A 22725-nucleotide genomic window follows, 5' to 3' on the forward strand; every position below is an offset into this window, starting at 1 on the left:
TTGTGCCGCTTAATGCTGTTGGCTATTAAGGTGCCGGTGTAACGCACCGCTGTTGTTTACTCTGTGGGGATGGGTTCGTAGGCCAGCGCTTTGCCAAAGTTCTTCTCGAAGTAGGCACAGCTAGGCGCTAGGGGGCAAATGCTGCATTTTGGCGTGCGAGCCACGCAGATGTAACGGCCGTGCAAAATCAGCCAATGGTGGGCTTTGGCTATTGACTCCTGCGGAATGTACTTCACTAAGCCCTTCTCTACTGCTAGCGGGGTGGTAGCGGTTTTGGGCACCAGCCCGATGCGGTGCGACACCCGAAACACGTGCGTATCCACGGCCATGGCGGGCTGGTTGTAGATAACAGAGGCCACCACATTGGCCGTTTTGCGGCCTACGCCGGGCAGGCGCTGCAACTCCTCAATCTGGCTCGGGACCTCGCCACCAAACTCACTCGTGAGCATGCGGCCCAGGCCGGCGAGGTGCTTGGCCTTGTTGTTAGGGTAAGAGACGCTGCGGATGAAGGGAAAGATGTCTTCGGCAGCGGCGGCGCCCAGGTGGGCGGCTGTGGGAAACTGTTCCAGCAGAGCGGGCATCACCTGGTTCACGCGCTTGTCGGTGCACTGCGCGCTCAGCACCACAGCCACGATTAACTCATACGGATTGCCGTAGGCCAGCTCGGTTTTGGGCTCCGGGAAGTTGGTGGTGAAGTAGTCGAGGAAGTATTTGAATCGGTCGGCGCGGCGCATGGCGAGGGATAGCGGCAAAAAAGAACTGTCATCCCCGGCGCGGCAAAGGCCGGGGACAGCAGCCCAAAGAAACGTAATTACAGGAACTACGGGCCTTGAGCGGGCTATCCTTTGGCTCTTCGCTGCGCCCGGGATGACAGGAACAGGAAACCGAAAGGGTTTAGGACTTGGCTAAGAAGGTGCGCGAATAGCGCAAAATGGCCTCGGAGGTCTCGGGCCGCGGCTCGCGACGGACGCCGTCGAGAACTCGCTGGGCCAAAAGGAGGTCGGCGCACGTGGAAGCCAAATCCGGGTCGTGCTGCAATGCCTCCTCTACCTCGCGCTGCCTTTCAGGAGGCAACTCGTTGTACACGTACTGGAGCAGTGTCGAATGGGGTAAGGTTTGGATCATAGTGGAGAGAATTGGCGGTCATCTTCTTCCGCAGGTTTATCAGGGCGTAGCGCATACGGCCAAGGGCCGTGTTGATGCTAACACCGGTTGCGTCAGCTATTTCCTGAAAGCTCATGTCGCCGTAATGGCGCATCAGCAATACCTCCTTTTGGGCGGCTGGAAGTTCTTGAATTAACGCCCGAAGGCGGCTGTGGGTTTCTTCCCGGGCAAGAATATCGTCCGGGCCGTCGTCGGCGATGGTGAGGGTGCTGGCGAGCCGCTCGTTGTCGGTGAGGCTGACGTGGGGTACACGCTTGCCGCGCCGGAACGAATCGATGGCCAGGTTGTGGGCAATGCGGCAAATCCAGGGAGCGAACTTGCCTTCTTCGTTGTAGCGGCCACTCTTGATGGTGTGGATGGCCTTGATGAATGTGTCCTGCAGCAGGTCTTCCGCCACGTCTTCATCGCGCACGATGAGCATGATGGTGGTGAACGCACGGCTTCGATGACGCTCCAAAAGGGTAGCGAAAGCGGATTCCTGGCCGGCCAGGTAGAGCGAGATGAGCGCGGAGTCGCTAGGTTGCAAGAGGTCCATAAAGGGCTACGGATTAAGAGAACGTAGAGCTTTAGACCAATAGTATGCAGTTACCTGAAAAAATATGAGAGCGACCGTGGGGGTGGGGCTTTTAGCCCGCTAGAATCAGACCAAATGTAGAGAAATGCAGTGCACTCCTGCAATAGCACCGTGAATAAAAAAGCCGGAATCTTTTCGCTGATTTAGTGCAACCTTCGTCAAACCAGCTGATAAAGCCTTTTTGCTTCATCAGAACAATACTATATTCAGAAAAAAATTTCTGTGGGCTGTATAATCTTTCGAGTTGGTAGGCTATTGAGCCAGCCAGTGGTAAGCCGCGGCCTCGTCGGTAAACAGGGCGGTGTAGTAGCCTTGGCTGGGGCGCTGGTTGCTGCTAATGGTAGCCACGGAGCTAGCTGATTGGGCTTGCAACGCCCGTAGCGGCGATACCAGAAAGGCAATGCGGACCGGCGCCGCGAAGCGATTGGGCAGCTGGGTGAAGAAGTCGGTTTCGAGCCAGGAGTCGAGTTCGGGCGTGGCCAGCTCTTCGCGGCGGCGCAGGTCGAGCAGCCACCGCCAGCAGTGGTGCTCATCGGCCGCGTCGAGGACGGCGAAGTAGCCGGACTTGAGCTCCTGCGCACTGATTTCGCGCTGCCAGCGGGCGACAATGGCCGGCAAATCCGGACGGGGCGTTATTTCCAGGCCGTAGTTTGGCATAAGGCGGAGCGAATGGCGTGGCGATGTATCTGCAATGTAGTCGAAAGGCCTGCACTCCCCAAATGACTTGGAGGCGCCGCGCTACCTTTGCGCTCCTTGGCCGTACAGGCTTTTTTTGTGTTGCATGCTTCCTTCTGACCCTGGCGGTGCTCCGGCTGCCCACGACCCGTACGCCGCCCTTCGCCTGCCCGATTTTCGCCGCTTGGTTTCGGCTAAAACCCTCCTCACGGTGGCCACGCGGGTGCAGGGCCTGGTGGTGAGCTGGCAAATTTTCAAGCTAACCAATAACCCCCTGGCGCTGGGCCTGATTGGGCTCGCGGAGGCCATTCCCAGCATTGTGGTGTCGCTGTATGCGGGCTACGTGGCCGATTCTGTGCGACGCAAAAACATTGTGGTGGCGGCCATGGCGGTGCTTTTTCTGTGCGCGGTGGCGCTGGCTGCGTTTGCCAGTCCCTACGGCATTGGGTTTTTGGCGAAGGACTCGCTGTACACGCTGCCGCTGTACGGGGTAATTTTTGTGAGTGGCATTGCGCGCGGGTTCATGGGCCCAGCGCTGTTCTCGTTTATGCCGCAGCTGCTGCCCGACCGGGCCTTTTTGTCGAATGCCATTACCTGGAACAGCACTACCTACCAAGCAGCATCGGTGCTGGGGCCAGCCATTGGCGGGTACCTGATTGCGCACTTGGGCGTGGCCGATTCGTACGTTGTTACAACGGTCCTACTGGCGTTTGCGCTGTTTCAGTTCCTGCGGATTGCGGGCCGGCCATTGCCGCCCATGGAAGGCGAGCGGCTCAATTTGAAAGACAGCGTGCTGAGCGGCCTGCGGTTTATTTTCAGCAATCAGCTGGTGCTGGCGGCGCTGTCGCTGGATATGTTCGCGGTGCTATTTGGGGGTGCAATAGCCCTGCTGCCCGTGTTTGCGTCGGATATTCTGAAGGTGGGGCCCACCGGGTTTGGGCATTTGGAGGCGGCTCCGGCTGTTGGCTCGGTGCTGATGGCGGTGGTGCTGACTTATTTCCCTCTGCGGAAGCATGCGGGCCGCAAGCTGCTGTGGGCCGTGGCCGGGTTTGGCGCGGCTACCATTGGGTTTGCGCTGTCTAAGAACTTCGTGCTGTCGCTGGGGCTGCTGTTTCTGACAGGGGCGTTCGATTCTGTGTCAGTTATCGTGCGCTCAACCCTGATTCACACGTTCACCCCGGAGTACATGAAAGGCCGGGTTTCGGCAGTGAACAACATTTTCATTGGTTCCAGCAATGAGATTGGCGCGTTTGAGAGCGGCCTGGCGGCGAGGATTATGGGAACGGTGCCGTCGGTTGTGTTCGGCGGGGTGATGACGCTTTTGGTAGTGGCCGTGACAACCTGGAAGGCTGATAAACTGCGCCGACTGGAGATGGGCAATAAGTAGGCGCCCAACTTGATTTTGAGAATAGTGAGCAAAAAAAGGTGGTCATGCAGAGCGCAGCGAAGCATCTCGCGTGCAGCAGTAATCCAATCGATTGAGTTACTACCACAAGCGAGATGCTTCGCTGCGCTCTGCATGACCGTTAATTGGACAACACAACATGTCATATCCCAGGCCACCAGTTGTTTAGTCGCAGAGCGTAGGCAAGTCTGGATTTATCGCAAACTCCATCATGGCCTGTAATTGCGCCAAGGTGTTGCGGTCGGTGGACAGTTCGAGTGAAGCCAGCTCGGAGCGGTGCACCCAGCGGGCTTCCGTCGTCTCGGAGGTATCAGCCTGCAAGCTGCCGCCCACTTCCCGGCACAAAACGAAGGCTTTGTAGATGTACCACGGCTGGGGTGGATGGGCGTGGCACTTCTTGTCGAGCAATGCCAGTAGACGCACGGCCTCCGTTTCGAGGCCGGTTTCTTCCCGGGCTTCTTTCACGGCTACCTCGAAAGGCGTGTAGCCGATGTCGGCCCAGCCGCCGGGGAGCGTCCACCGGTTGCCGTCCATCTTCTCCTGCACCATTAGGATTTCGTCGGTGTCGCGGAACAGGACAGCCCTGACGTCTACTTTTGGCGTGGGGTAATTGGTTTCACCAGCAAACAGCGTGTTGAGTTGCCCCACCGGCTCGCCGGTGAGCATGCCCATCATTTGCAGGCTGAGGTCGTGAATTTCCTGGTAACGTTCCTGGTCGTAGGGATTGGGTTCGTAAGCCAAGCCTGTTTGAGCGAGAGCCTGTAAGCGTTGAGCAATGAGAAGCCAGTCGGTAGGGGCGTTGTTCATGCGTTTGATTGAGGCCGGGTCAGCAGTGCGGCGTATTCTTCAGGGGTATCGACATCCAGTAAGCCCGCCGGGAAAGCCACGCGGCCAACAGCTGTGCCCAAGGCGGCAATGAGACGGTTGGCGCCCTGGGCACCCTGCAGTTGGCTCAGAGCTGAAAACTGGGTGCGGTCAAAAATAGCTGGTACGCCCAAGGTTTCCCCATAGGCTGCTGCTATTACGGGCGCCTGAGTTTGCTGCTGTTGGGATATCAACTGCCTTAGTAACTCAGGTGTCACGAGCGGCTGGTCGCTGAGCATGATGAGGCAGGCGCGGGGTTTGAAATTGGCCACGGCAGCCAAGCCGGCTTGGATGGAGGATGCCATGCCGGTCTGCCATTCGGGATTGTAAATAACTTGGAAGGACAAATCTGCTACTTCAGCGGCTAAGGGTTCGTGGACTGCTCCCGTCACTAGCACCAGCGGCGCGCAGCCCGTGGCCGCGGCTGTCTCGGCGGCGTGGCGGAGCAACGTGTGGCCGCGGTAGGCAAGCAACTGTTTGGGCTGACCCATGCGGGAGGAGGCACCAGCCGCTAGCAACACCAACGCCACCGAACCAGGTTGAGCCGGAGCGGTGGAGGTTGAATCGATTAACTGCGGAGGCATCTAAACAGCTTTGGTGCCCAAGATTTTATCGGGCGTAATGGGCAGGTCGCGCACGCGCTTGCCGGTGGCGTGAAAAATGGCATTGGCCACCGCCGCCGAAACGCCCACCATGGAAATCTCGCCGATGCCTTTCACGCCCATGGCGTTGATGTGGGGGTCACGCTCATCGATGAACTCCACGGTCATTTCCGGGATGTCGGCATTGACGGGAATGTGGTAGTCGGCGAGGTCGGCGTTGACGTAGCGGGCGTAGTTGTGGTCGCGGTGGGTGGCTTCCATTAGCGCCGCGCCGATGCCGAAAATGGAGCCGCCAATAATCTGGCTGCGGGCCGTTTTGGCGTTGAGAATGCGGCCGGCGCCGTGCACGCTCACCCAGCGGGTGACCCGCACAGTGCCCAAGTCGGGGTCGACCTGCACCTCGCAGAAGTGGGCACCGAAGGAGTGCATGGAATGTTGGCCGGCCTGCTCCACGTTGCCCGAGCTGGCGGGGCTGGCGGTTTGGCCGGTTTCGTAGCCGGCGCCGTACTTGCCATTGCCGGTGCCCTCGATGTCAGTGAGCTCTGAACGCTTCATCAGAGCCATGAAGTCTTCGCCTTTAGCTTTGTTTTTCTTGAGCTGCAGGCGGCCTTTGTCTACAATAACATCTTCGGCTTTTGCCCCAAAAAGAGGGGATTTTTTGTCTTTGATGGCCAGTTTGGTGAGGCGCTGCCACACGTCCTGCGCCGCCATGTAAACCGACGACGACACGGTGCCGGCCGCTACCGAGCCACCCGAGTTAGGCGCGGTGGGCAGCTTAGTGTCGCCGAGCTCAAACCGGATTTTTTCGGGTGGCAGGCCCAGTGAATCGGCGGCTACCTGCGTCATTACGGTGTAGGTACCGGTGCCGAGGTCGGTGGCGCCGCTTTGTACCACGGCGTGGCCGTCGGCGTAGAGGCGCACGCGGGCGTTGCCCTGGGAGTTGTGCACGGGGTAGGAGGCGGTGGCCATGCCCATGCCCACTAGCAGGCGGCCGTTGCGGGTGACGCCAGCCTTGGGGTTGCGCTTGCTCCAGCCGAAGAGTTCGGCGCCGCGGGCGTAGCATTCTTTGAGCGACTTGCTCGACCACGGGTGCCCGTTGGTAGGGTCTTTATCGGCATGGTTCAGCAGGCGAATCTGGATGGGGTCGATGTTCAGCTTGTAGGCCAAATCGTCCATCAAGCTTTCCAGAGCGAAGGAACCGGGCGCTTCGCCGGGGGCGCGGGTGAAGGTGGAGGTCATTACGTTGCCCCGGGCCAGCTGGTAGCTGGCTTCGAAGTTGGGGCAGTCGTAGAGCATGTTGATGATTTTGCTGTTTGACTCGGCGTAATTGTCCCAGGGCGAGGTGGTGGAGGTTTTCTCATGGATGAGAGCCGTGAGCTTGCCTTCTTTGGTGGCGCCCAGGGTGAGGGTTTGGGTCTGGTCTTCGCGGTGGCCCATGCCCGTGAACTGCTGCTTGCGGGTAAGTGAGAGCTTTACTGGCCGGCCTACGCCCTTGGCCGCCAGCACCGTGAGCACGCTGTGGGGCCAGCAGGAGCCTTTGCAACCGAAGCCGCCGCCGATGTACTTCGTTATAACGCGCACCTGCTCATTAGGCAGGCCCAGCATCGTGGACAGGGCTTTTTGCGTTCGGGTCACGCCCTGGGTCGACTCGTACACCGTGAGGCGGTCGGGCGCTTCCCACACGGCCGTGGTGGCGCCGGGCTCCATGGGGTTGTGGTGGTTGATGGCGTGGGTGTACACGGCCGTCATCTGCACGGGGGCGCTGGTCAGGGCGGCGCGGGCGTCGCCGCGGCGAGTTTTGCCATCTGTTTTACCGTCCTGAATCTTTTGCGGGTCGAAGATTTTCGCCTTGGGGTCGGTGTAGGCCGCAATGGGCTGCTCGGTGAGGTAGGTGACGCGCACCAGTTCGGCAGCGTGGGTGGCGCGCTCGAAAGTGTCGGCTACCACCACGGCCACGGGCTGACCGGCGTAGTGAATGACATCCGACGTGAGCGGCATGAAGCCCATGGGCGCACCGATGGCTTTTTTGCCGTCGGCGTCGTTGGGAGTCACGGCCAGCTTCGGAATGTTGAGGTGGGTGAAAATGGCCAGCACGCCGGGCTGTTTGGCGGCAGCACTGGTGTCGATATTCTGAATTTTGCCCTTGGCGATGTCGCTGGTTTTGAGCACGCCATAGGTGAGGCCGGGAATGGGGTACTCGGCCGAATATTTGGCCCGGCCCATCACCTTGTCGCGCCCGTCGACGCGGTTCAGCGGCTTGCCGACCACGTTGGGGGTAGGGGAGGTTTCGAAAAAGGAGGGTTCGGTTTCCATAGCCAATTTTGACGATTAGAACGACTGTATAAGTTGTCATGCAGAGCGCAGCGAAGCATCTCGCGTGCTCAAGTAAAATCAACCAATGAAGCGCCATTGCCGCAAGCGAGATGCTTCGCTGCGCTCTGCATGACCGGTTATTTAGGCATTAAGCCTTAAGCTGCCGTCAACTCTGTAAGGGCGCGGACCAAGGTGTTTTGGGCGAGCTCTACTTTAAAACGGTTGTGCTCTCGAGGCTGGGCTTCGCGGAGCGCGGCGGCGGCGGCGGCCCGGAAAGTAGCTTCCGTGGCGGGGGCGCCGGTCAGCACTTTTTCGGCTTCGCGGGAGCGCCAGGGCTTGGTTCCCACGCCGCCCAGCGCCACACGGGCCGAGCGAATCTGGCCGCCCTGCACATCGAGCCCGACGGCCGCGGAGGCTAGCGCGTAGGCGTAAGAGGTCCGTTCGCGCACCTTCAGGTACATCGATTTGCGGGTGTGGGCCGCTGTGGGAACCGTGATGGAGACAATCAGCTCGCCGGGCTCCAGCACGGTTTCCTTTTGGGGCGTGTTGCCCGGCATCAGGTGGAAGTCGACCAGGGGCACGCGGCGCTGCTTGCCTTTGGCGTTTTCGAGGAGCAGCACGGCATCCAGTGCCACTAGGGCAATGGCGAGGTCGCCGGGGTGGGTGGCGATACAGGCATTACTGCCGCCCAGAATTGCCAGGCCGCGGTTTTCGCCGTCCTGGGCAGGGCAACCGGAGCCGGGTTGGCGCTTGTTGCACGGAAAGGCCGTGTCGCGGAAGTAGCCGCAGCGGGTGCGCTGCAGCAGGTTGCCACCGATGCTGGCCATGTTGCGTAGCTGCGGCGAGGCCGCCTGCAGCAGCGACTGCGAAATAACCGGGTACTGCTGCATCACCAGCGGGTTTTCGCCCACGTCGCTCATGCGCTCCAGGGCGCCGATGCGTAGGCCGTCGCTGGTCTGTTCGATGCCTTTGAAGGCGAGCAGGTTGATGTCGACCAGCTGGTCGTGGTTTTCCACGTTCAGCTTCATCAGGTCGAGCAGGGTGGTGCCGCCGGCGATGAATGCCGCCTGCTTGTTGTCGCGGATGGCGCCGGTGGCTTCCTTGGGCTGCGTGGCCTGGAGGTAGGAGAAGTTGTTCATGGCTAAGACTTGAAACCGCTTTGTTCGACCTGCCGAATGGCTGCCACGATGTTGGGATAGGCGCCGCAGCGGCAGAGGTTGCCGCTCATCCATTCGCGCACGTCGCCGTCAGTTTTGGCGTGGCCTTCTTTGATGCAGGCCACACCCGACATGAGCTGGCCGGGGGTGCAGTAGCCGCACTGGAAGCCGTCGTGTTCAATGAAGGCGGCTTGCAGCGGGTGCAGCTCCTCGCCTTTGGCCAGGCCCTCCACGGTGGTGATTTCTTTGCTTTGGTTCATTACAGCCAGCGTGAGGCAGCTGTTGATGCGGCGGCCGTCGACTAGCACAGTGCAGGCGCCGCATTGGCCATGGTCGCAGCCTTTTTTGGTGCCAGTGAGGTCCAGGTTTTCGCGCAGCGCATCGAGCAAGCTCACCCGCGGCTCAGCACTGATGGTGCGCACGGTGCCATTAATCTTAAGCCGCATCTCCGTCACGCCCTCCACCTTTTTGGAGAGGGCCGTCAGTCGCTCGGCCTGGCCGATGAGCGGCGGTGCCAGGGCCAGCCCTAGAAAGCCGGTGGCTTGCTTGATAAACGAGCGGCGGCCGTCGTTGGGAATCGGGCCGTCGGGCTGGGCAGCCGAATCGGGCGTGGAGTTGTCAGTCATGGCAGGGGAAGTCTGGGGTAGGTAGCTAACCGGGGGCGGTGGGCAATGGTTAATTTGCCTCACGCCCTGGCTTGCTTTCCCTTAAGTTAACATCTTCCTACGGTTCTGCTACCCCGTTAAGTTGCCGATGAACTTAATGTTGTACGTGGTTAGGGCTCAGCTGCTCCGATTTAGTCGCAGCGCACGTATGGCCGCATCTTCTCCCAATCCTCAGTTTTCAAAATCGGAATCTGCTTCAGGTCCTCTACTTGTTTGTAGGGCCCGTGCTGCTGGCGGTAGGCCACAATGAGGCGGGCCCGCGGCTTGCCGATGTAGGGGTGCAAGTAGAGCTCGTCGAAAGTAGCCGTGTTCACGTTCACCACCTTGGGCGCAAAACCGGGAGCCACGAAGGTGTATTTCTTGAGGCTGTCGCGCAGGTCGGGCGCATCGCGCAGCACAAACACCTCGTCGAGCTGGTCTTCGCGCAGGTAGCCGCCGAGCTGATTGCGGTAGCGCACCACCCACTTGGCCCGGCCCGAACCAATGCCGCGAATCTGCATCAGCTGCGTGGTGTCGGCGGTGTTGAGGTCGAAGGGCTGCAGGTTGCGCGGCTTGCTGGGGAACTTGCCGGGCGTGTCAGCAGCAGAGGTAAAGGGCGGAAATTTGCCGTCGGGGCCCGGTTTGTTCGCGGCGTACTCCGGCCGTTCGGCGCGCTTGGGCGCTTCGTCGGGCAGTTGCATGAAAGGGGCTAGTCGCTGATAGACGGGGTCTTCCAGGCCGTACATTTTCTTCACCTGCGCTTTGGCTTTGAAGCCGCCGGCCGCTTCCCGGTATTTCACGATGCGCGCGGCTACGAAGCGGGGTACGCCGCGGGCTTCCCAGCCCTCGGCGGTCAGCGAGTTGGGGTCAAAAGGAGTAAGAGCTACCTGGGCCACTTGGGGGTAACGGGAGCCGCCAGCGCGCTCGTAGTTCCGCTTTGGGTAGCGGGTGGCGTAGCCCTGTTCGGCCGTGCGGTGCTCTTTGAGCTGAGCGGCCAACTGGTCGAGGCCTTTCTGGTCGGATTCAGGCAAATAAACCGGCGCGGCCGGGCGCAGCAAAATGGGCGCTACAATGGCCGCCAGCATTAGCACCAACAGCCCCACCATGCCCCTGGCTTCGCCCCGCGAGTAGCCCATGTAGCGCCGTATCCAGCGCATGGGGCCGGAGTTTTCCCACGACCAGCGCGGCCGTGGTGGAGGTGGCGTAGCAGCCATGGTCGGTAGGTCCAGCGCGGGGCTGGAAAAAGAGAGGGAGAAGGGAAAGCAGTGGCCGCGGAAATTTCGCGCAACCACCACAGAGGGCAAGTATAGCTCAAAAAGCGGAGCCCGGCGTTAGCGAAAGCCTTACTGGCTGCTTGTAGCGGCCGGCCAGCCAGGTTGCGCACCCAGCTGGCCGGCTCGCGAAGTCACCGAAGCGCCTCTTAACTCCGATGAAACAAGCTTGACACTTTGGCTACTTTTGGCGCTGTCGCGGGCTGCGTGGCATTCGGCGTCGCAGCAGCCTTTCCGGCTTTGGTATTCACCCAATCGTTGATTTTTTTCAGTGCCTCGGGCGAGAAGGCAGGTTGCTGTACCCCATTAACCAGCGGCCACTGCGCCGGGGCGGGCTGGAACAAGTGGTTGACACCATCGAGGCGATAAGCCGTAACGGAATGCAGCCCGCGGCGCAGCGGCGTCATGTTGCGCTTGGCCGACACCTGTAAGTCGGCGGTACCGTTGAGCAGCAGCACCGGGCAGGCTACTTTGTTTAAGTTGGTCAGGGGGTTGAAATCGAAGAAGTAGCGTGACCAGGGCGAAGTGAGCTGCACGGCCCGGGCGTGGGCCATGGAAGTGGTGATGCCAGAGTGAGTGCTGTTGAGCACGGTAGCCAGCTTGGCCTGAGCCAGGTCGTTATTGGGCGTTTGGCGTACAATGCTAACCAAGCGCTGGTAGGAATCCTGCGCTGCTTTTATCTCGGCTGCGTCTGACCCAATTAAGCGCATGATTTCGCCTTGCTGGCGCAGCAGCACGTCGAAGCCCGGCTGGCCGTAAGCGGCGAGTGATATCACAAAATTCGGTACATGTTGGGGTGCAATGGCCGCCAGCAGCGCCACGTTTCCGCCTTCGCCGTGCCCAAGCAGGCCCACTCGCTGCGGAGCAATGAGGGGGCGCTGCCGCAGAAAAGCTAGCGCGGCCTGTGCATCGGTCACCAGGTCGGCGGTGGTGGCACTGGCGTAGGTGCCGTTGGACTGACCCACGCCGCGGTCATCGAACCGGAGCACGGCAATGCCGTGGCGGGTGAGGTAGTCGGCCAGCTGGCCAAACATACGGTAGCCGGCCACTTCCATTTCCCGCCCCTGCGGGCCCACGTCGGAGAGCAACGCTACGGCGGGGAAAGGCCCCTCGCCCGCGGGCACCGTAAGGGTTCCCCCCAAATGCTGCTTGGACGCCGGGTTCTGGAAGCTTACCTCGGTAACGCGGTAGGGCGGCGCGGGGCGAAACGGCGTAGCGGCCGTGGCAGCCGGCTGCCCGGCGGCGGCCCGCAGCAACACCATGGGCTCCTTGAGGCCGGGCTGCGTCCAGGTACCCCGGAGCATGGCGCCGCCATCCAGCACCTTGCCTACAAAGTGGCTGCCGGCTTGCTCTATGTCGAGTTTTATGTCGTTGCCTTTTATCTCCACAGCCACTGGCATGCGGCTGATGCGCTGCTGCGGGGCGTCGAGAGCGGCGTAGTAGGTGCCGTTGGTAAGCGGCACCATGGTAATGATGACGGTGATTTTGCCCCCGAGCATCTTTAGCGGGCCTTTCCATTGGCCATTGAGCGGCCCAAACGGCTTAACGACGCCTGGCTGGGATGCGCCCACTGGCTTTGCCGAAGTGCGGGTTTGAGAAGTTTTAGAAGGGGTATATGTCGGGCGACGTGTTTGCGCGCCAGCGGGTAATTGTGCCAGCAGCGCGGTAGACAGCGCCAAAGAAGCAAAAATGAAGGGTAGATATTTTATCATAGAATTATGCAATTCAGAAAAGCCCTTAAGGCAATCAGAGGCGAATACGAGTTGAAAAGTACAACAAACGTAAACCATTGACAAGAGGTTATAGGATTTGAATACCCGCTGAAAATGCAAATAGCCGACACAAAATGCCGGCTATCTTCTGCGAATAAGCAAGACGGTAACGCTGCTTATTTCTTAGTGCGTTGGACTATCCAGCTGCTGATAGCCTGAAGCGCAGCCGGCGCAAAAGTTTCTTCGATAGTGCCGTACTCGGCTGGCCCGCCGGTGGTGGCAGTCTGGAACAAGTGGTTGAGGCCGGGCATCTCCTTGATGGTAACGTCGCGGTTGTTTGCGGCTTTTAGACCGGCGACTGTGGCGGCCAGATTTTCTTTGGCGGGCACCTGTACGTCTTTGCTGCCGCCCAGGGCCAGCACCGGGCAGCGCACCTTAGCCAGGGTTTGGGCTGGGCGGTCGGCCAGCAGGTCGCGGTAGGTTGGCGAAACCATGGCTGCGAACTGGGGCTCAAGCTGAGCCAGCAGCTGGGCGTTGGTAGAGTTAGTGGGGTTGTACAAGGCCGAAAGCTGGGCGCGGGCCTGGGCGTCGTCAGCCGTTTTCTGGAGGATTTGCGTCATGGTCCGTTGCTGCTTTTCAACCGTCGTCAGCATGGTGGCATCGGTGGTTTGCAGGCGGGTGAGAGCCAGCGACTGCTGCACTATCATCTCATCGCCGGGCAGGCTGGGGGAGGCCAGCAGCACCAGAAAGTCTGGGCCTTGGGGCAGAACGGCAGCGCCGGTAGCGGCGGTACCGCCCTGGCTGTGGCCTAGGAGGCCCACTTTATTCTTTACGATGCCGGGCTGGGCCCGCAGCCAGGCCAAAGCCGCCTGGGCATCGGTGGTGTAGTCGGCGCTGGTCATGCCTTTTTGGGTGCCGCCCGATTGGCCCACGCCGCGGTCGTCGAAGCGCAGCACGGCAATGCCCTGGCGGGTGAGGTGGTCGGCGAGCACGGCAAAAAGCTGGTGCCCGAAAATGGTGGAGTTGCGGTCTTCTGGGCCCGAGCCGGTGAGCAGCACCACGGCCGGAAACGGACCTTTGTCGGCGGGCACGGTGTAGGTGCCTGCCAAGGTTATACCGGCTTTTTCGTTTTTAAAGGTGATGTCGGCCGACTGGTAGGGGAAGGGCGGCTGCGGCGTTTGGGGGCGGCGCGGGCCGGCGGGTTTTGCGGCGGCGCCTTCGCGGGTGATGGTGAAAGCAAACTCGCGCATGCCCTGCTGCCACACGCCCACTAGGCTCTGGCCATCGGGCGAGCGCAGGCCGGCAAACTGCGCGGCGGGCTGAGTCAGGCGCAGGTACACGCTGTCGCCGGGGGCGGTGAACTGCAGGGGGATGCCTTTCGCGCTCTGCTCCGGAATATCGAGCGTGGCGGTGCGGGCCCCAGTGGCCGGGTCGGTGAGGTGAAGAACGAATTCGGTACCCGCCACTGTGCCGCTCCAGTTGCCCGTGAGGCTGGGGCGGGCGGTTTGGGCGTGAGCTCCGAGGGTAATGAGAGCAGCAGTAGCCGTAGCGAGGAGGAGGCGGGTAAGCATCGACATAGAAAGGGGAGCGGTGGATGACGATGCAATGCTACGAAGATAATTAGACAAGTTTCTAATTATTCAGAAAATAAATTTTAGCTGATTCACCAACAGGCTGTTATTGCTTCATTACCCCTCAAAAACTGACTGCTAACTCGTGGGTTCTTTGAGTTGAAGGAAGCTGGTTCGCCACATGTAAAGCATTGGCAATGCAATCAGCCGCGCTGTAGTGGGTATATATAAAAAGGCTCTTGCCTTTGTAGTTAGCCACTGTACTTGAGCCAACATCTGGTTTCTCATTCGAAAACAGGTAGCGTTTTTTGCCGGCCTTACGGGATAGGGAATAGACAACTGAGAATTAGTGTCCAATACCAAACGGCACATTTCCAACAGAATATCCTTCCAGGTTGTGATGGGCTTGATGGCGCCATTGGGAAGGCGTAGCTACTTGGGCTTCTGGCCCGGCAACAGTTTCAATTGATGCACTTGAGCCACGTTGGTGAAGGCCATTTCAGGCTGCAATAGATGCTTTGGCTTCGCTGATTGCTTGGAAACAGGTTTGGCAAGCGGGATTTCGATTGCGGGGGCAGCAGCAGTTTCTTGTGCAGCTGGCGGCAGGCCGTGGCCGCACCGCGCGGCATCGAGCCAGCGGATGAGTTCATTGGCCGCTGATAAAAAGTCGTTTTTAGCCAGCGTGAACACAATGGGCTCCGGCTTGCCGTTCTGCAAATGCGAGTGGATGTGCCAGGTGAGGCCATCGGTGATGCACACGGTGTGGACGTTGAGCGAAATGGCGTAGCCCAAAATCTTGCCCACGTAGCCGTATTTGTCCAGGCTGCTCCCCAGGCATTTGGCTTCGACGACAATCCAGGGCTTGCCGGCGGGGTCGTTCAGCAGGTAATCAATTCGCAGCTCGTTGCTCAGCGTTTTTTCGGGCTCTACCATGCGCACGTTGGTCGTGTCCCAGCCCACGGCCCGCAGCACCGGGTCGATGAGGGCGGCGCGGGTGGCGGCTTCGTTTTTCTGAAAAATGCCCACATTGGTTTCGGCGTTGGCCTGCACCTGTTGCAAGACCTGATAAATAGCAGCAACGGGACTGGAATGGGGCATCTGCAAATTCAAAAAGAAGTATGCCACAATGTTAAGCACTTGCCCGGCAGCAGGCTTCGCCCATAGCCTTGCGGGCGGCCTTACCTTCGTGGCACCAAACCGCTGCGCCGGGCCGAAACCTTCCGCCCCCTTCCTGCTGTTAGTTCGTTTATGCCCAAAAAAGACGCTTTGCAAGTTTCGGCCCCCGCCGACAACGCCATTGACAACCTCGACCCGCGCGAATTCATCCTCATCAAGAATGCCCGGGTTCACAACCTCAAAAACCTCAGCGTGGCCCTGCCGCGCAACCAGTTTATCGTCGTCACGGGCCTAAGTGGGTCGGGCAAGTCGAGCCTGGCGTTTGATACGCTGTATGCTGAGGGCCAGCGCATGTACGTGGAAAGCCTGAGCAGCTACGCGCGCCAGTTTCTGGGCCGCATGGACAAGCCCGACGTGGACTACATCCGCGGCATCTCGCCGGCCATCGCCATCGAGCAGAAGGTCAGCATCAAGAACAACCGCTCCACGGTGGGCACCAGCACCGAGATTTACGACTATCTCAAGCTGCTGTTTGCGCGGGTGGGCCGTACGTTCTCGCCCGTGAGCGGCGAGCAGGTGCGCAAGGACAATGTGGCCGACGTGGTCGATTTTCTGGCCGCCCAGCCCGAAGGCACCAAGGCTATGATTCTGGCCCCGCTGCACCGCGCCGACCCCACCCGGGCCATGAGCAAGGAACTGGACTTGCTGCTGCAAAAAGGCTACAGCCGCGTGGTAGTGGACGGCGTCACTTCCCAGATTGAGGACTTGATAGGGGAGGGGCAGCCTGAAGTGAAAGGCGACGTGTACATCATGGTGGACCGCGCCGTGCTGCGGCCCAACGACGAAGACCTACTCTTCCGCCTATCTGATTCCGTGCAGACCGCCTTTTTCGAAGGCCACGGCACCTGCGTGCTGCGTCTCAACGACGACGAAAGCCGCACCTTCTCCGACAAGTTTGAGCTGGACGACTTGGTGTTCGAGGAGCCCAGCGTCAACTTTTTCTCCTTCAACAATCCCTACGGCGCCTGCCAGACCTGCGAGGGCTTCGGCTCGGTGCTGGGCATTGATGAAGACCTAGTGATTCCAGACAAAAGCCTCACGGTGTACGAGGGCGCCATTGCCCCGTGGCGCACCGAGAAGCAGGGCGAGTGGCTGAAGCCGCTGCTGAAAAACGGCATCCGCTTCGACTTCCCCATTCACCGCCCCTACAACGAGCTCAGCGAAGCCGAGCAGCGCCTGCTGTGGACCGGCAACAAGCACTTCGACGGCCTCGACAAGTACTTTAAGTGGGTGAGCGAACAGACCCACAAAATCCAGTACCGCGTGCTGCAGAGCCGCTACCGGGGCCGCACCACCTGCCCCGATTGCCGCGGCACCCGCCTGCGCAAAGACGCCCAGTACGTGCGCATCGACGGCCGCAACATCGCCGATATCGTGCTGCTGCCCATCTCCGACGCGCTGGCCTTCTTCGAGAACATGACCCTGAGTGAGCACGACGCCAAAGTGGCCGAGCGCCTCGTGACGGAAATCACCAACCGCCTCGGCTACCTCAACCGCGTGGGCCTGGGCTACCTGACATTGAACCGCCTGAGCAATACGCTAAGTGGCGGCGAAAGCCAGCGCATCTCCCTGGCTACCTCGTTGGGCTCGGCCCTGGTGGGGTCTATGTACGTGCTCGACGAGCCCAGCATCGGCCTGCACCCCAAAGACGCCGAGCAGCTCATCGGCGTGCTACGCTCTCTGCAGCAGCTCGGCAATACCGTGGTGGTGGTAGAGCACGAGGAGAAGATGATGGAAGCGGCCGACCAGATTATCGACATCGGCCCTGAAGCCGGCAGCGGCGGCGGCAACCTGATGTTTCAGGGCACCATGGAGCAGCTTTTACAGGACACCAGCACCTACACTGGCCAGTACCTGAGCGGCCGCATGGAGGTAGCCGTGCCCAAGGTGCGCCGCCCCTGGCGCAACGCCCTGGAGCTGACCGGCGCTCGCGAAAACAATCTCAAAAACGTGAGCGTGAAAATTCCGCTCGGCGTGATGACGGTGGTGACGGGCGTTTCCGGCTCGGGCAAGTCCACGCTTATCAAGCGCATCCTGGCGCCGGCTCTCATGAAAATGCTGGGCGGTGGTGCGGGTGAGAGCACCGGCAAGTTCGACCGCCTTACCGGCGTGAACGGGCAGGTGTCGCACGTGGAGTTTGTGGACCAGAACCCTATTGGCAAGTCGTCGCGCTCCAACCCGGTGACCTACGTGAAAGCCTACGACGCTATTCGGACGCTGTTTTCGGAGCAGCCGCTGGCCAAGGCGCGTGGGCTGAAGCCTTCGCACTTCTCCTTCAACATCGAAGGCGGTCGCTGTGAGGTGTGCACGGGCGAAGGCCAGGTGAAAATCGAAATGCAGTTCATGGCCGACATCTACCTGACCTGCGAGGGCTGCGGCGGCCGCAAGTTCAAGCAGGACATTCTGGAAATTAAATTTCAGGACAAGGGTATCGACGAAGTGCTGGAATTGACGGTGAGTGACGCCGTGCAATTCTTCAAAAGCCAGCCCAAAGTAGCCGAGCGCCTCAAGCCACTTGAAGACGTGGGCCTGGGCTACATCCGCTTGGGGCAGTCGGCTAACACGCTTTCGGGCGGCGAGGCCCAGCGCGTGAAACTGGCCTCCTTCCTCACGAAGGGCGCCACGCTGCAGCAGGACAAAATCCTCTTCATCTTCGATGAGCCCAGCACCGGCCTGCACTTTCACGACATCAGCAAGCTGCTCACGGCCTTGAATGCGCTGGTAGAGCAGGGCAACTCGGTGCTCATCATTGAGCACAACGTCGACATCATCAAATGCGCCGATTGGCTGATTGATTTGGGTCCCGAAGGCGGCCTCAACGGCGGGCATTTACTCTTTGAAGGCACTCCCGAAGAGATGGTAAAATTGAAGGATACGAATCATACCGCGCGTTTTCTGGCGGAGAAGGTGTAACGTTGTGACCCGCAACCACGGTTGCGGCTAACCATAGGGCGGTTAGGTTGGTTGAAGAGGGAGGGTTGGCAGCGGCCTCCCTGCTGAGAACCAGGACTCTTTCTCCTAATCCAAAGCCCTTCGCCACTACGTAGGTTTTGTTTTTAAAACTCAACCATGACCGCAACGTCATCACCTCCAGACAACTACGCTGCACCCAACCGCTCGTTCACGGGCCGGCTGTGGCGGTGGCTGACGGCGCTGGCCATTTTCGGTAACATCGCGCTCAACTATTATTCGAATACCCATCCCTTTGCCGGGCAAACCATGGGGCAGGTTTCGGCCAAGTACCCCACGCTGCTCACGCCGGCTGGCTACGCGTTTAGCATCTGGGGGCTGATTTTTTTGGGCTTGGTGGTGTACGCGGTGTGGCAGCTGCTGCCCGTGGCCCGCAACCTGTCGTTGCCCGATGCCCTGGCCAAGCCGCTTACGCTGGCCAGCGTGGCCACGGCGGCCTGGGTGGTGCTGTTTGCCTACGAGCAGATAATCCCTAGCGTGGGCGTGATGCTGCTCATCCTGGTTTCGCTGATAGTGGTTTACGGCCGGGCCCGGCGGCGCATTTTCGTGGCAGCCGCCCCGACGTGGGTGGGCGTGCCATTCTCGCTCTATTTGGGGTGGATTTCGGTGGCGTCAGCTATAAACATCACCATCGGCTTGCGCGAAATGGGCTGGCAAACCGCCGAGAACCTTTCGGTGACCCTCACGCTGGGCTTGCTGTTTGTCATTGTGGCGTTGGCTTTGATGATGAGCCGGGCTTTCCGCGACATGGTGTTTCCGCTGGTGGTGGCGTGGGCGCTGGTGGCCATTTGGGTGGTGCGCTTGCGCGAAGTGGCCGAGCTAGGCTGGGCGGCGCTGGCCGGTGCCGTGGTGGCCGTGGTGCTGGGTGTAGTGCTGTCGCGGCGGGGTGGCCGCAAAGAGCCCTGGCAACTGCGCGACGAAGCAGCGGCGGCAGCCGAAGCCGAAATTGCGGCCACCCGGGCCATGCGCCTGGAGGAGTAGTGGAGGACCCCGGCGGCTGGTTGGCCGGTTCTGAGTGGTGGCTAAACGAGGGCTGTTAGCTTTGTGGCATATCACCCCACCCTTACTGCACCTTCAGCTTATGCGCAAAAACCTCGTTGCCGGCAATTGGAAAATGAACCTGACCTACCCCGAGGGCCTCGCCCTGGTAGGTGAAATCGTGAATGCGGCCAGTGCCGCGGCCACCGGCGCCAACGCTCCCGAAATCGTTATCTGTCCGCCATTTCCGCTGCTGCAAGGCGTAGGTCAGGCCTTGCCACAGGGCGGCAAATTTCACCTGGGCGCCCAAAACTGCCACCAGAAAGAAAGTGGCGCCTTCACCGGTGAAGTATCGCCCAAAATGCTGGCTTCGGTGGGTTGCGAATACGTGATTCTGGGCCACTCGGAGCGTCGCCAGTACTTCCGTGAAGACGATGAGCTGCTGGGCCAGAAGCTGAAAGCTGCTCTGGCGGCTGGCCTGAAGCCTATTTTCTGCGTGGGCGAGTCGCTGGATACCCGCGAGGCCGACGAGACCTTCGACTATATCGGCAAGCAGCTGACGGATGGCCTGTTTCACCTCAGCAACGAGGAGTTCGCTCAGGTGACTATAGCCTACGAGCCCATCTGGGCCATCGGCACGGGGCGTACTGCCACCAGCGCGCAGGCGCAGGAAGTGCACGCCTTCATCCGCGAGCGCATTGCCCGCGCCTATGATGGCCAAGCGGCACTCGACACCACTATCCTCTACGGCGGCTCGGCGAATGCGCAGAATGCGCGGGAGCTTTTTTCACAGCCTGATGTTGACGGCGGACTGATTGGTGGCGCCGCGCTGAAAGCCGCGGACTTCGCTACCATTATTCAGTCGTTTTAAGGCTGGCCTGGCACCGTTCTTGAATGCGGTCGGGCTGGTTTATTCTGCGTAGTTCCGCGCTAAAATTTGTTGCTTCCGCTATGTTCTTCTCCTTCCTGCTTACTGCCTTGCTGGCCATTACGCCTGTTGCTTCGCCGGCGGGCCATGCGCCCATAGCCGCGCCCCGCGCTACGGCGTCGGCTTCGCTGGAGCCCTGCAAAATATACGGCTCCATTTACCTCGAAACCGACCCCGGCCGGCGCAGCTACTGCTTCGGCACGGTGTACGTGGAGCCCGAGGAAGCCTTCGCGGACCTCATCGTATTTAAGGAAACGAATAAGCTGTTTGCAGACAAAGTCGGGCTGTGGGCTGATGCTCCGGCCCGGGATTTTGCTGATTACGTGTTGTTCGTAACGCCTGACCGCGGCAAGGCTGATTTTGCGATTCACTACACCAAGGTGCGGTCGTTTGCGGGCTGCAAGCAGTAGGGGTTTGATATAAAAGCCGCTCTGGTCAATTAGATAGAACGTCATGCTGAGTGTAGTCGAAGCATCTGACCGCAATACTAAAATCCATTAGTTGCGCGGTCGAGATGCTTCGACTACGCTCAGCATGACGTTCTTTGGCGTCTACCACTGCCAACAAATGGAACTAGAACTACGCAACCTGACAAAGTTGTTTGGCGCGAAATCGGTGCTGCGCGAGGTATCCCTTACTGCCCACACCGGCTACTGCGTGGGCGTGCTGGGCCGCAACGGAGCCGGAAAAAGCACTCTTTTCAACCTGCTTACCAACGTGCTACTGCCCAGTAGCGGCGAAATTATACTGGACGGCCAAGCGCTGGGCGAGACCTTTCCGGTGGCTACGAAGCGCCGCATGGGAGCCCTTGTCAACCAAGCTTACTTGGTAGAGCAACTAACCGCTGAGGAGTACCTGCAGTACGTGGCCCGCATCTACGAGCTGCCCGAGGCACAGGCGCGCATCGAGAGTCTGCTGGCCCATTTGCTGGAAGAATACGAAAGTGTGCGCTGCAAGCGCCTAAGCTCCTTTTCCACGGGTATGAAGCAAAAAGTGGCCATTGCCTCCTGCTTGCTGCACCGACCGGAACTGCTGATTCTGGACGAGCCGTTCAATGGCCTCGACGTGTTTTCAGCTGACAGCGTGCTGAGCCTGCTCAACAGCTACCGCCCGCAGGCCCTTACGTTTGTGTCGTCGCACAACCTGGCCCACATCGAAAGGGTCGCTACTCACCTGCTCGTTATCGACGACAGCGAAGTGAAGTACTGGGGCTCCATGGAAGACTTCCTGCAGGGCCAGCGCGCTTTCCTCGGCGAAGCTTTGCTGCAGCTCATTCACCCCAACACCAGTACCACGCAAGACCTGACATGGCTGACCACGCAGCGCTAGGCCACTTTTTGCCCTACTTGCTCCGGCGCCGCCTGCTGGCCGTGGTGTGGCCGACGGAAGGTGGAGAGCGTACCACGTCTCTGCTGATTTTAGCAATTGCCGTTTTTTACGGTGCAGGGCTGGGCCTGCTGCTGAACACGGCTTCGGAAAGCGAAAATATAGCCGAACTGATGCCCAAGTTGCTTATTGGCTTGAATGCCACGCTGCTGGTGTCGTCGCTGCTCGTGGATTTCGTACCGTCGTTTCGGCCCGTGACGCGGCCACTGCCGGAGCATTTTCCAGTTTCGGCGCGCCTCAACGTAGTGACGGCTTTTCTGCTTGACTTCATTTCGCTGCGGCGCCTCACCATGGCCGTAGGCTTACTAACGGCTTTGCTGGTGGCGCCTAGCCATACCTCGGTGCTGGGGTTTGGGGTGTTGTTGCTGCTGGCCGGGGGCACGCTGAGTTTCAACCTGCGGCTGCTGTTTTCCTTACAACGGTGGCACCACCCACTAATGGTGCTGCACGTAGCCAGCCTGGGACTCATGGCTTGGTGGATGAGCAACCCCGAAGGGCCATATTATGTGGCGCTGGGCCTTGGCACGGCCCTGCTGCCGTGGCTACTGTGGGCCGTGCAGCTGCGCTGGCTGGGTCCGTTCTTCAGTGCCCGTTATTTACCTGTCGAGGCACCGGTCGCTTCCACTTCAAACCAGCTGTTGCTGCGGCTATCGCCCGAGTGGAAGCTGTATGTGCGCAAAACCTGGTTGCCCTTGCTCATAGGACTGGTGTTCAAGCTGATTATGGTAGGCTTCGGCGGTTATCTACTTAACAAGGAAGGAAAGCCTCCACAAACCGGGTTTTTTACAGTCTTCTTTATGGCTTTTCTGCCTGCCATCGGGTTCACCTACGTTAACAATAACTTTTTTGGCTTTATGGGGCCGCTGGTGAGCAATGAGTTGCAGCGGCTCGGCCTCACGCGCCGCCTGCTGGGGCTGTACGCACGGCTGGTGGGGGCAGTGGTCCTGGTAGACTGCCTGCTGTCGGTGGCGCTGCTGGCTGGCTTGTTTCCGAGCAGTGGTGGCAAGATGCTGGGCCTGCTTCCGTTGGCCTCGGCCTCGTTTTTAAGCCTGGGGCTATGGGGCAGCTTATACCGGGCCCAACCCGTGTCAAAGAGTATTGATTTTGCCAAAATGCGCACGAACACCTCTCAACTTATGAGCCTCGGTACCATGAGCGTGGGTGCGTTTTTGTACTTCGTGCCTTTGTGGTGGGTGCGTATTCTGGTAGCTGCGCTGCTGGCTGCTTCGGTGGCGTGGCCAGTGCGGGCCGTGCTGCGGAACGACGGCGACCTGCGTCGGCGACTGTGGCGCAGCATTGGCGCGTGATGCGTTCAATTTCGCCAATATCAAAAAA

Annotated in this window: 20 protein-coding genes; 7 read left to right on the forward strand and 13 right to left on the reverse strand. The window is 60.0% G+C overall.

The genetic code is table 11. From position 1 onward, the window contains the following. Positions 1-56 precede the first annotated feature (56 nt). The 4 genes from nth to BMZ66_RS11280 all read right to left on the reverse strand — a co-directional run bounded on the left by nth (position 57) and on the right by BMZ66_RS11280 (position 2395). Positions 57-734 (reverse strand): endonuclease III, encoded by a 678-nt coding sequence (gene nth / locus BMZ66_RS11265; protein WP_092672591.1) that lies wholly within the window; start codon positions 732-734, stop codon positions 57-59. 160 nt (positions 735-894) lie between these two features. After that, complete coding sequence (locus tag BMZ66_RS11270) at positions 895-1074, reverse strand: hypothetical protein (protein ID WP_234795064.1); 180 nt, start codon at positions 1072-1074, stop codon at positions 895-897. Then, positions 1064-1699 (reverse strand): RNA polymerase sigma factor, encoded by a 636-nt coding sequence (locus tag BMZ66_RS11275; protein ID WP_092672597.1) that lies wholly within the window; start codon positions 1697-1699, stop codon positions 1064-1066. Before BMZ66_RS11275 ends, BMZ66_RS11270 begins: the two co-directional genes overlap by 11 nt. Positions 1700-1990: 291 nt before the next feature. Beyond that, positions 1991-2395 (reverse strand): hypothetical protein, encoded by a 405-nt coding sequence (locus tag BMZ66_RS11280; RefSeq protein WP_092672600.1) that lies wholly within the window; start codon positions 2393-2395, stop codon positions 1991-1993. A gap of 124 nt (positions 2396-2519) precedes the next feature. Here BMZ66_RS11280 and BMZ66_RS11285 point away from each other — a divergent pair, with 124 nt between their 5' ends. Then, on the forward strand, positions 2520-3800 hold the full coding sequence (locus BMZ66_RS11285) for an MFS transporter (protein ID WP_092672603.1): 1281 nt from the start codon (positions 2520-2522) through the stop codon (positions 3798-3800). Between the two features lie 183 nt (positions 3801-3983). Here BMZ66_RS11285 and BMZ66_RS11290 read toward each other — a convergent pair whose 3' ends face one another. The 9 genes from BMZ66_RS11290 to BMZ66_RS11330 all read right to left on the reverse strand — a co-directional run bounded on the left by BMZ66_RS11290 (position 3984) and on the right by BMZ66_RS11330 (position 15050). After that, entirely contained in the window at positions 3984-4625 is a 642-nt protein-coding gene (locus BMZ66_RS11290; protein WP_092672606.1) for an NUDIX hydrolase, read from the reverse strand. After that, a complete protein-coding gene (locus BMZ66_RS11295; RefSeq protein WP_092672609.1) occupies positions 4622-5266 on the reverse strand; it encodes a nucleotidyltransferase family protein in 645 nt (214 codons plus the stop codon). Before BMZ66_RS11295 ends, BMZ66_RS11290 begins: the two co-directional genes overlap by 4 nt. Beyond that, positions 5267-7597, reverse strand: coding sequence for a xanthine dehydrogenase family protein molybdopterin-binding subunit (locus BMZ66_RS11300; RefSeq protein WP_092672612.1), 2331 nt, complete (start codon positions 7595-7597; stop codon positions 5267-5269). Positions 7598-7752: 155 nt separating this feature from the next. Next, on the reverse strand, positions 7753-8736 hold the full coding sequence (locus tag BMZ66_RS11305; protein WP_092672615.1) for an FAD binding domain-containing protein: 984 nt from the start codon (positions 8734-8736) through the stop codon (positions 7753-7755). A gap of 2 nt (positions 8737-8738) precedes the next feature. After that, positions 8739-9380 (reverse strand): (2Fe-2S)-binding protein, encoded by a 642-nt coding sequence (locus BMZ66_RS11310; RefSeq protein WP_092672618.1) that lies wholly within the window; start codon positions 9378-9380, stop codon positions 8739-8741. Positions 9381-9550: 170 nt separating this feature from the next. After that, on the reverse strand, positions 9551-10612 hold the full coding sequence (locus tag BMZ66_RS11315) for a ComEA family DNA-binding protein (protein ID WP_092672621.1): 1062 nt from the start codon (positions 10610-10612) through the stop codon (positions 9551-9553). 206 nt (positions 10613-10818) lie between these two features. Further along, the gene (locus BMZ66_RS11320) at positions 10819-12381 is read right to left on the reverse strand and encodes an alpha/beta hydrolase family protein (RefSeq protein WP_177204692.1); all 1563 of its coding nucleotides are present in this window, start codon (positions 12379-12381) and stop codon (positions 10819-10821) included. Positions 12382-12557: 176 nt separating this feature from the next. Then, the gene (locus tag BMZ66_RS11325; RefSeq protein ID WP_092672627.1) at positions 12558-13958 is read right to left on the reverse strand and encodes an alpha/beta hydrolase family protein; all 1401 of its coding nucleotides are present in this window, start codon (positions 13956-13958) and stop codon (positions 12558-12560) included. 426 nt (positions 13959-14384) lie between these two features. Then, entirely contained in the window at positions 14385-15050 is a 666-nt protein-coding gene (locus BMZ66_RS11330; RefSeq protein WP_143080159.1) for a hypothetical protein, read from the reverse strand. Positions 15051-15200: 150 nt separating this feature from the next. Here BMZ66_RS11330 and uvrA point away from each other — a divergent pair, with 150 nt between their 5' ends. The 6 genes from uvrA to BMZ66_RS11360 all read left to right on the forward strand — a co-directional run bounded on the left by uvrA (position 15201) and on the right by BMZ66_RS11360 (position 22697). Next, positions 15201-18041 (forward strand): excinuclease ABC subunit UvrA, encoded by a 2841-nt coding sequence (uvrA, locus tag BMZ66_RS11335; RefSeq protein WP_092672633.1) that lies wholly within the window; start codon positions 15201-15203, stop codon positions 18039-18041. Between the two features lie 156 nt (positions 18042-18197). Further along, positions 18198-19079, forward strand: coding sequence for a TspO-related membrane protein (locus BMZ66_RS11340; protein WP_092672636.1), 882 nt, complete (start codon positions 18198-18200; stop codon positions 19077-19079). 100 nt (positions 19080-19179) lie between these two features. Beyond that, on the forward strand, positions 19180-19947 hold the full coding sequence (gene tpiA / locus BMZ66_RS11345; protein WP_092672639.1) for a triose-phosphate isomerase: 768 nt from the start codon (positions 19180-19182) through the stop codon (positions 19945-19947). 80 nt (positions 19948-20027) lie between these two features. Next, a complete protein-coding gene (locus BMZ66_RS11350; protein WP_234795065.1) occupies positions 20028-20414 on the forward strand; it encodes a 7(1) septoil knot domain-containing protein in 387 nt (128 codons plus the stop codon). Between the two features lie 157 nt (positions 20415-20571). Beyond that, positions 20572-21333 carry an ABC transporter ATP-binding protein gene (locus tag BMZ66_RS11355; protein WP_177204693.1) on the forward strand — a complete coding sequence of 254 codons (762 nt, stop codon included), beginning with the start codon at positions 20572-20574 and terminating at the stop codon, positions 21331-21333. Then, positions 21312-22697 carry a hypothetical protein gene (locus BMZ66_RS11360; RefSeq protein ID WP_092672645.1) on the forward strand — a complete coding sequence of 462 codons (1386 nt, stop codon included), beginning with the start codon at positions 21312-21314 and terminating at the stop codon, positions 22695-22697. The genes BMZ66_RS11355 and BMZ66_RS11360 overlap by 22 nt, the downstream gene beginning before the upstream one ends. The last annotated feature ends 28 nt before the right edge of the window (positions 22698-22725 follow it).

The organism is Hymenobacter arizonensis (assembly GCF_900115775.1).
GTDB lineage: Bacteria > Bacteroidota > Bacteroidia > Cytophagales > Hymenobacteraceae > Hymenobacter > Hymenobacter arizonensis.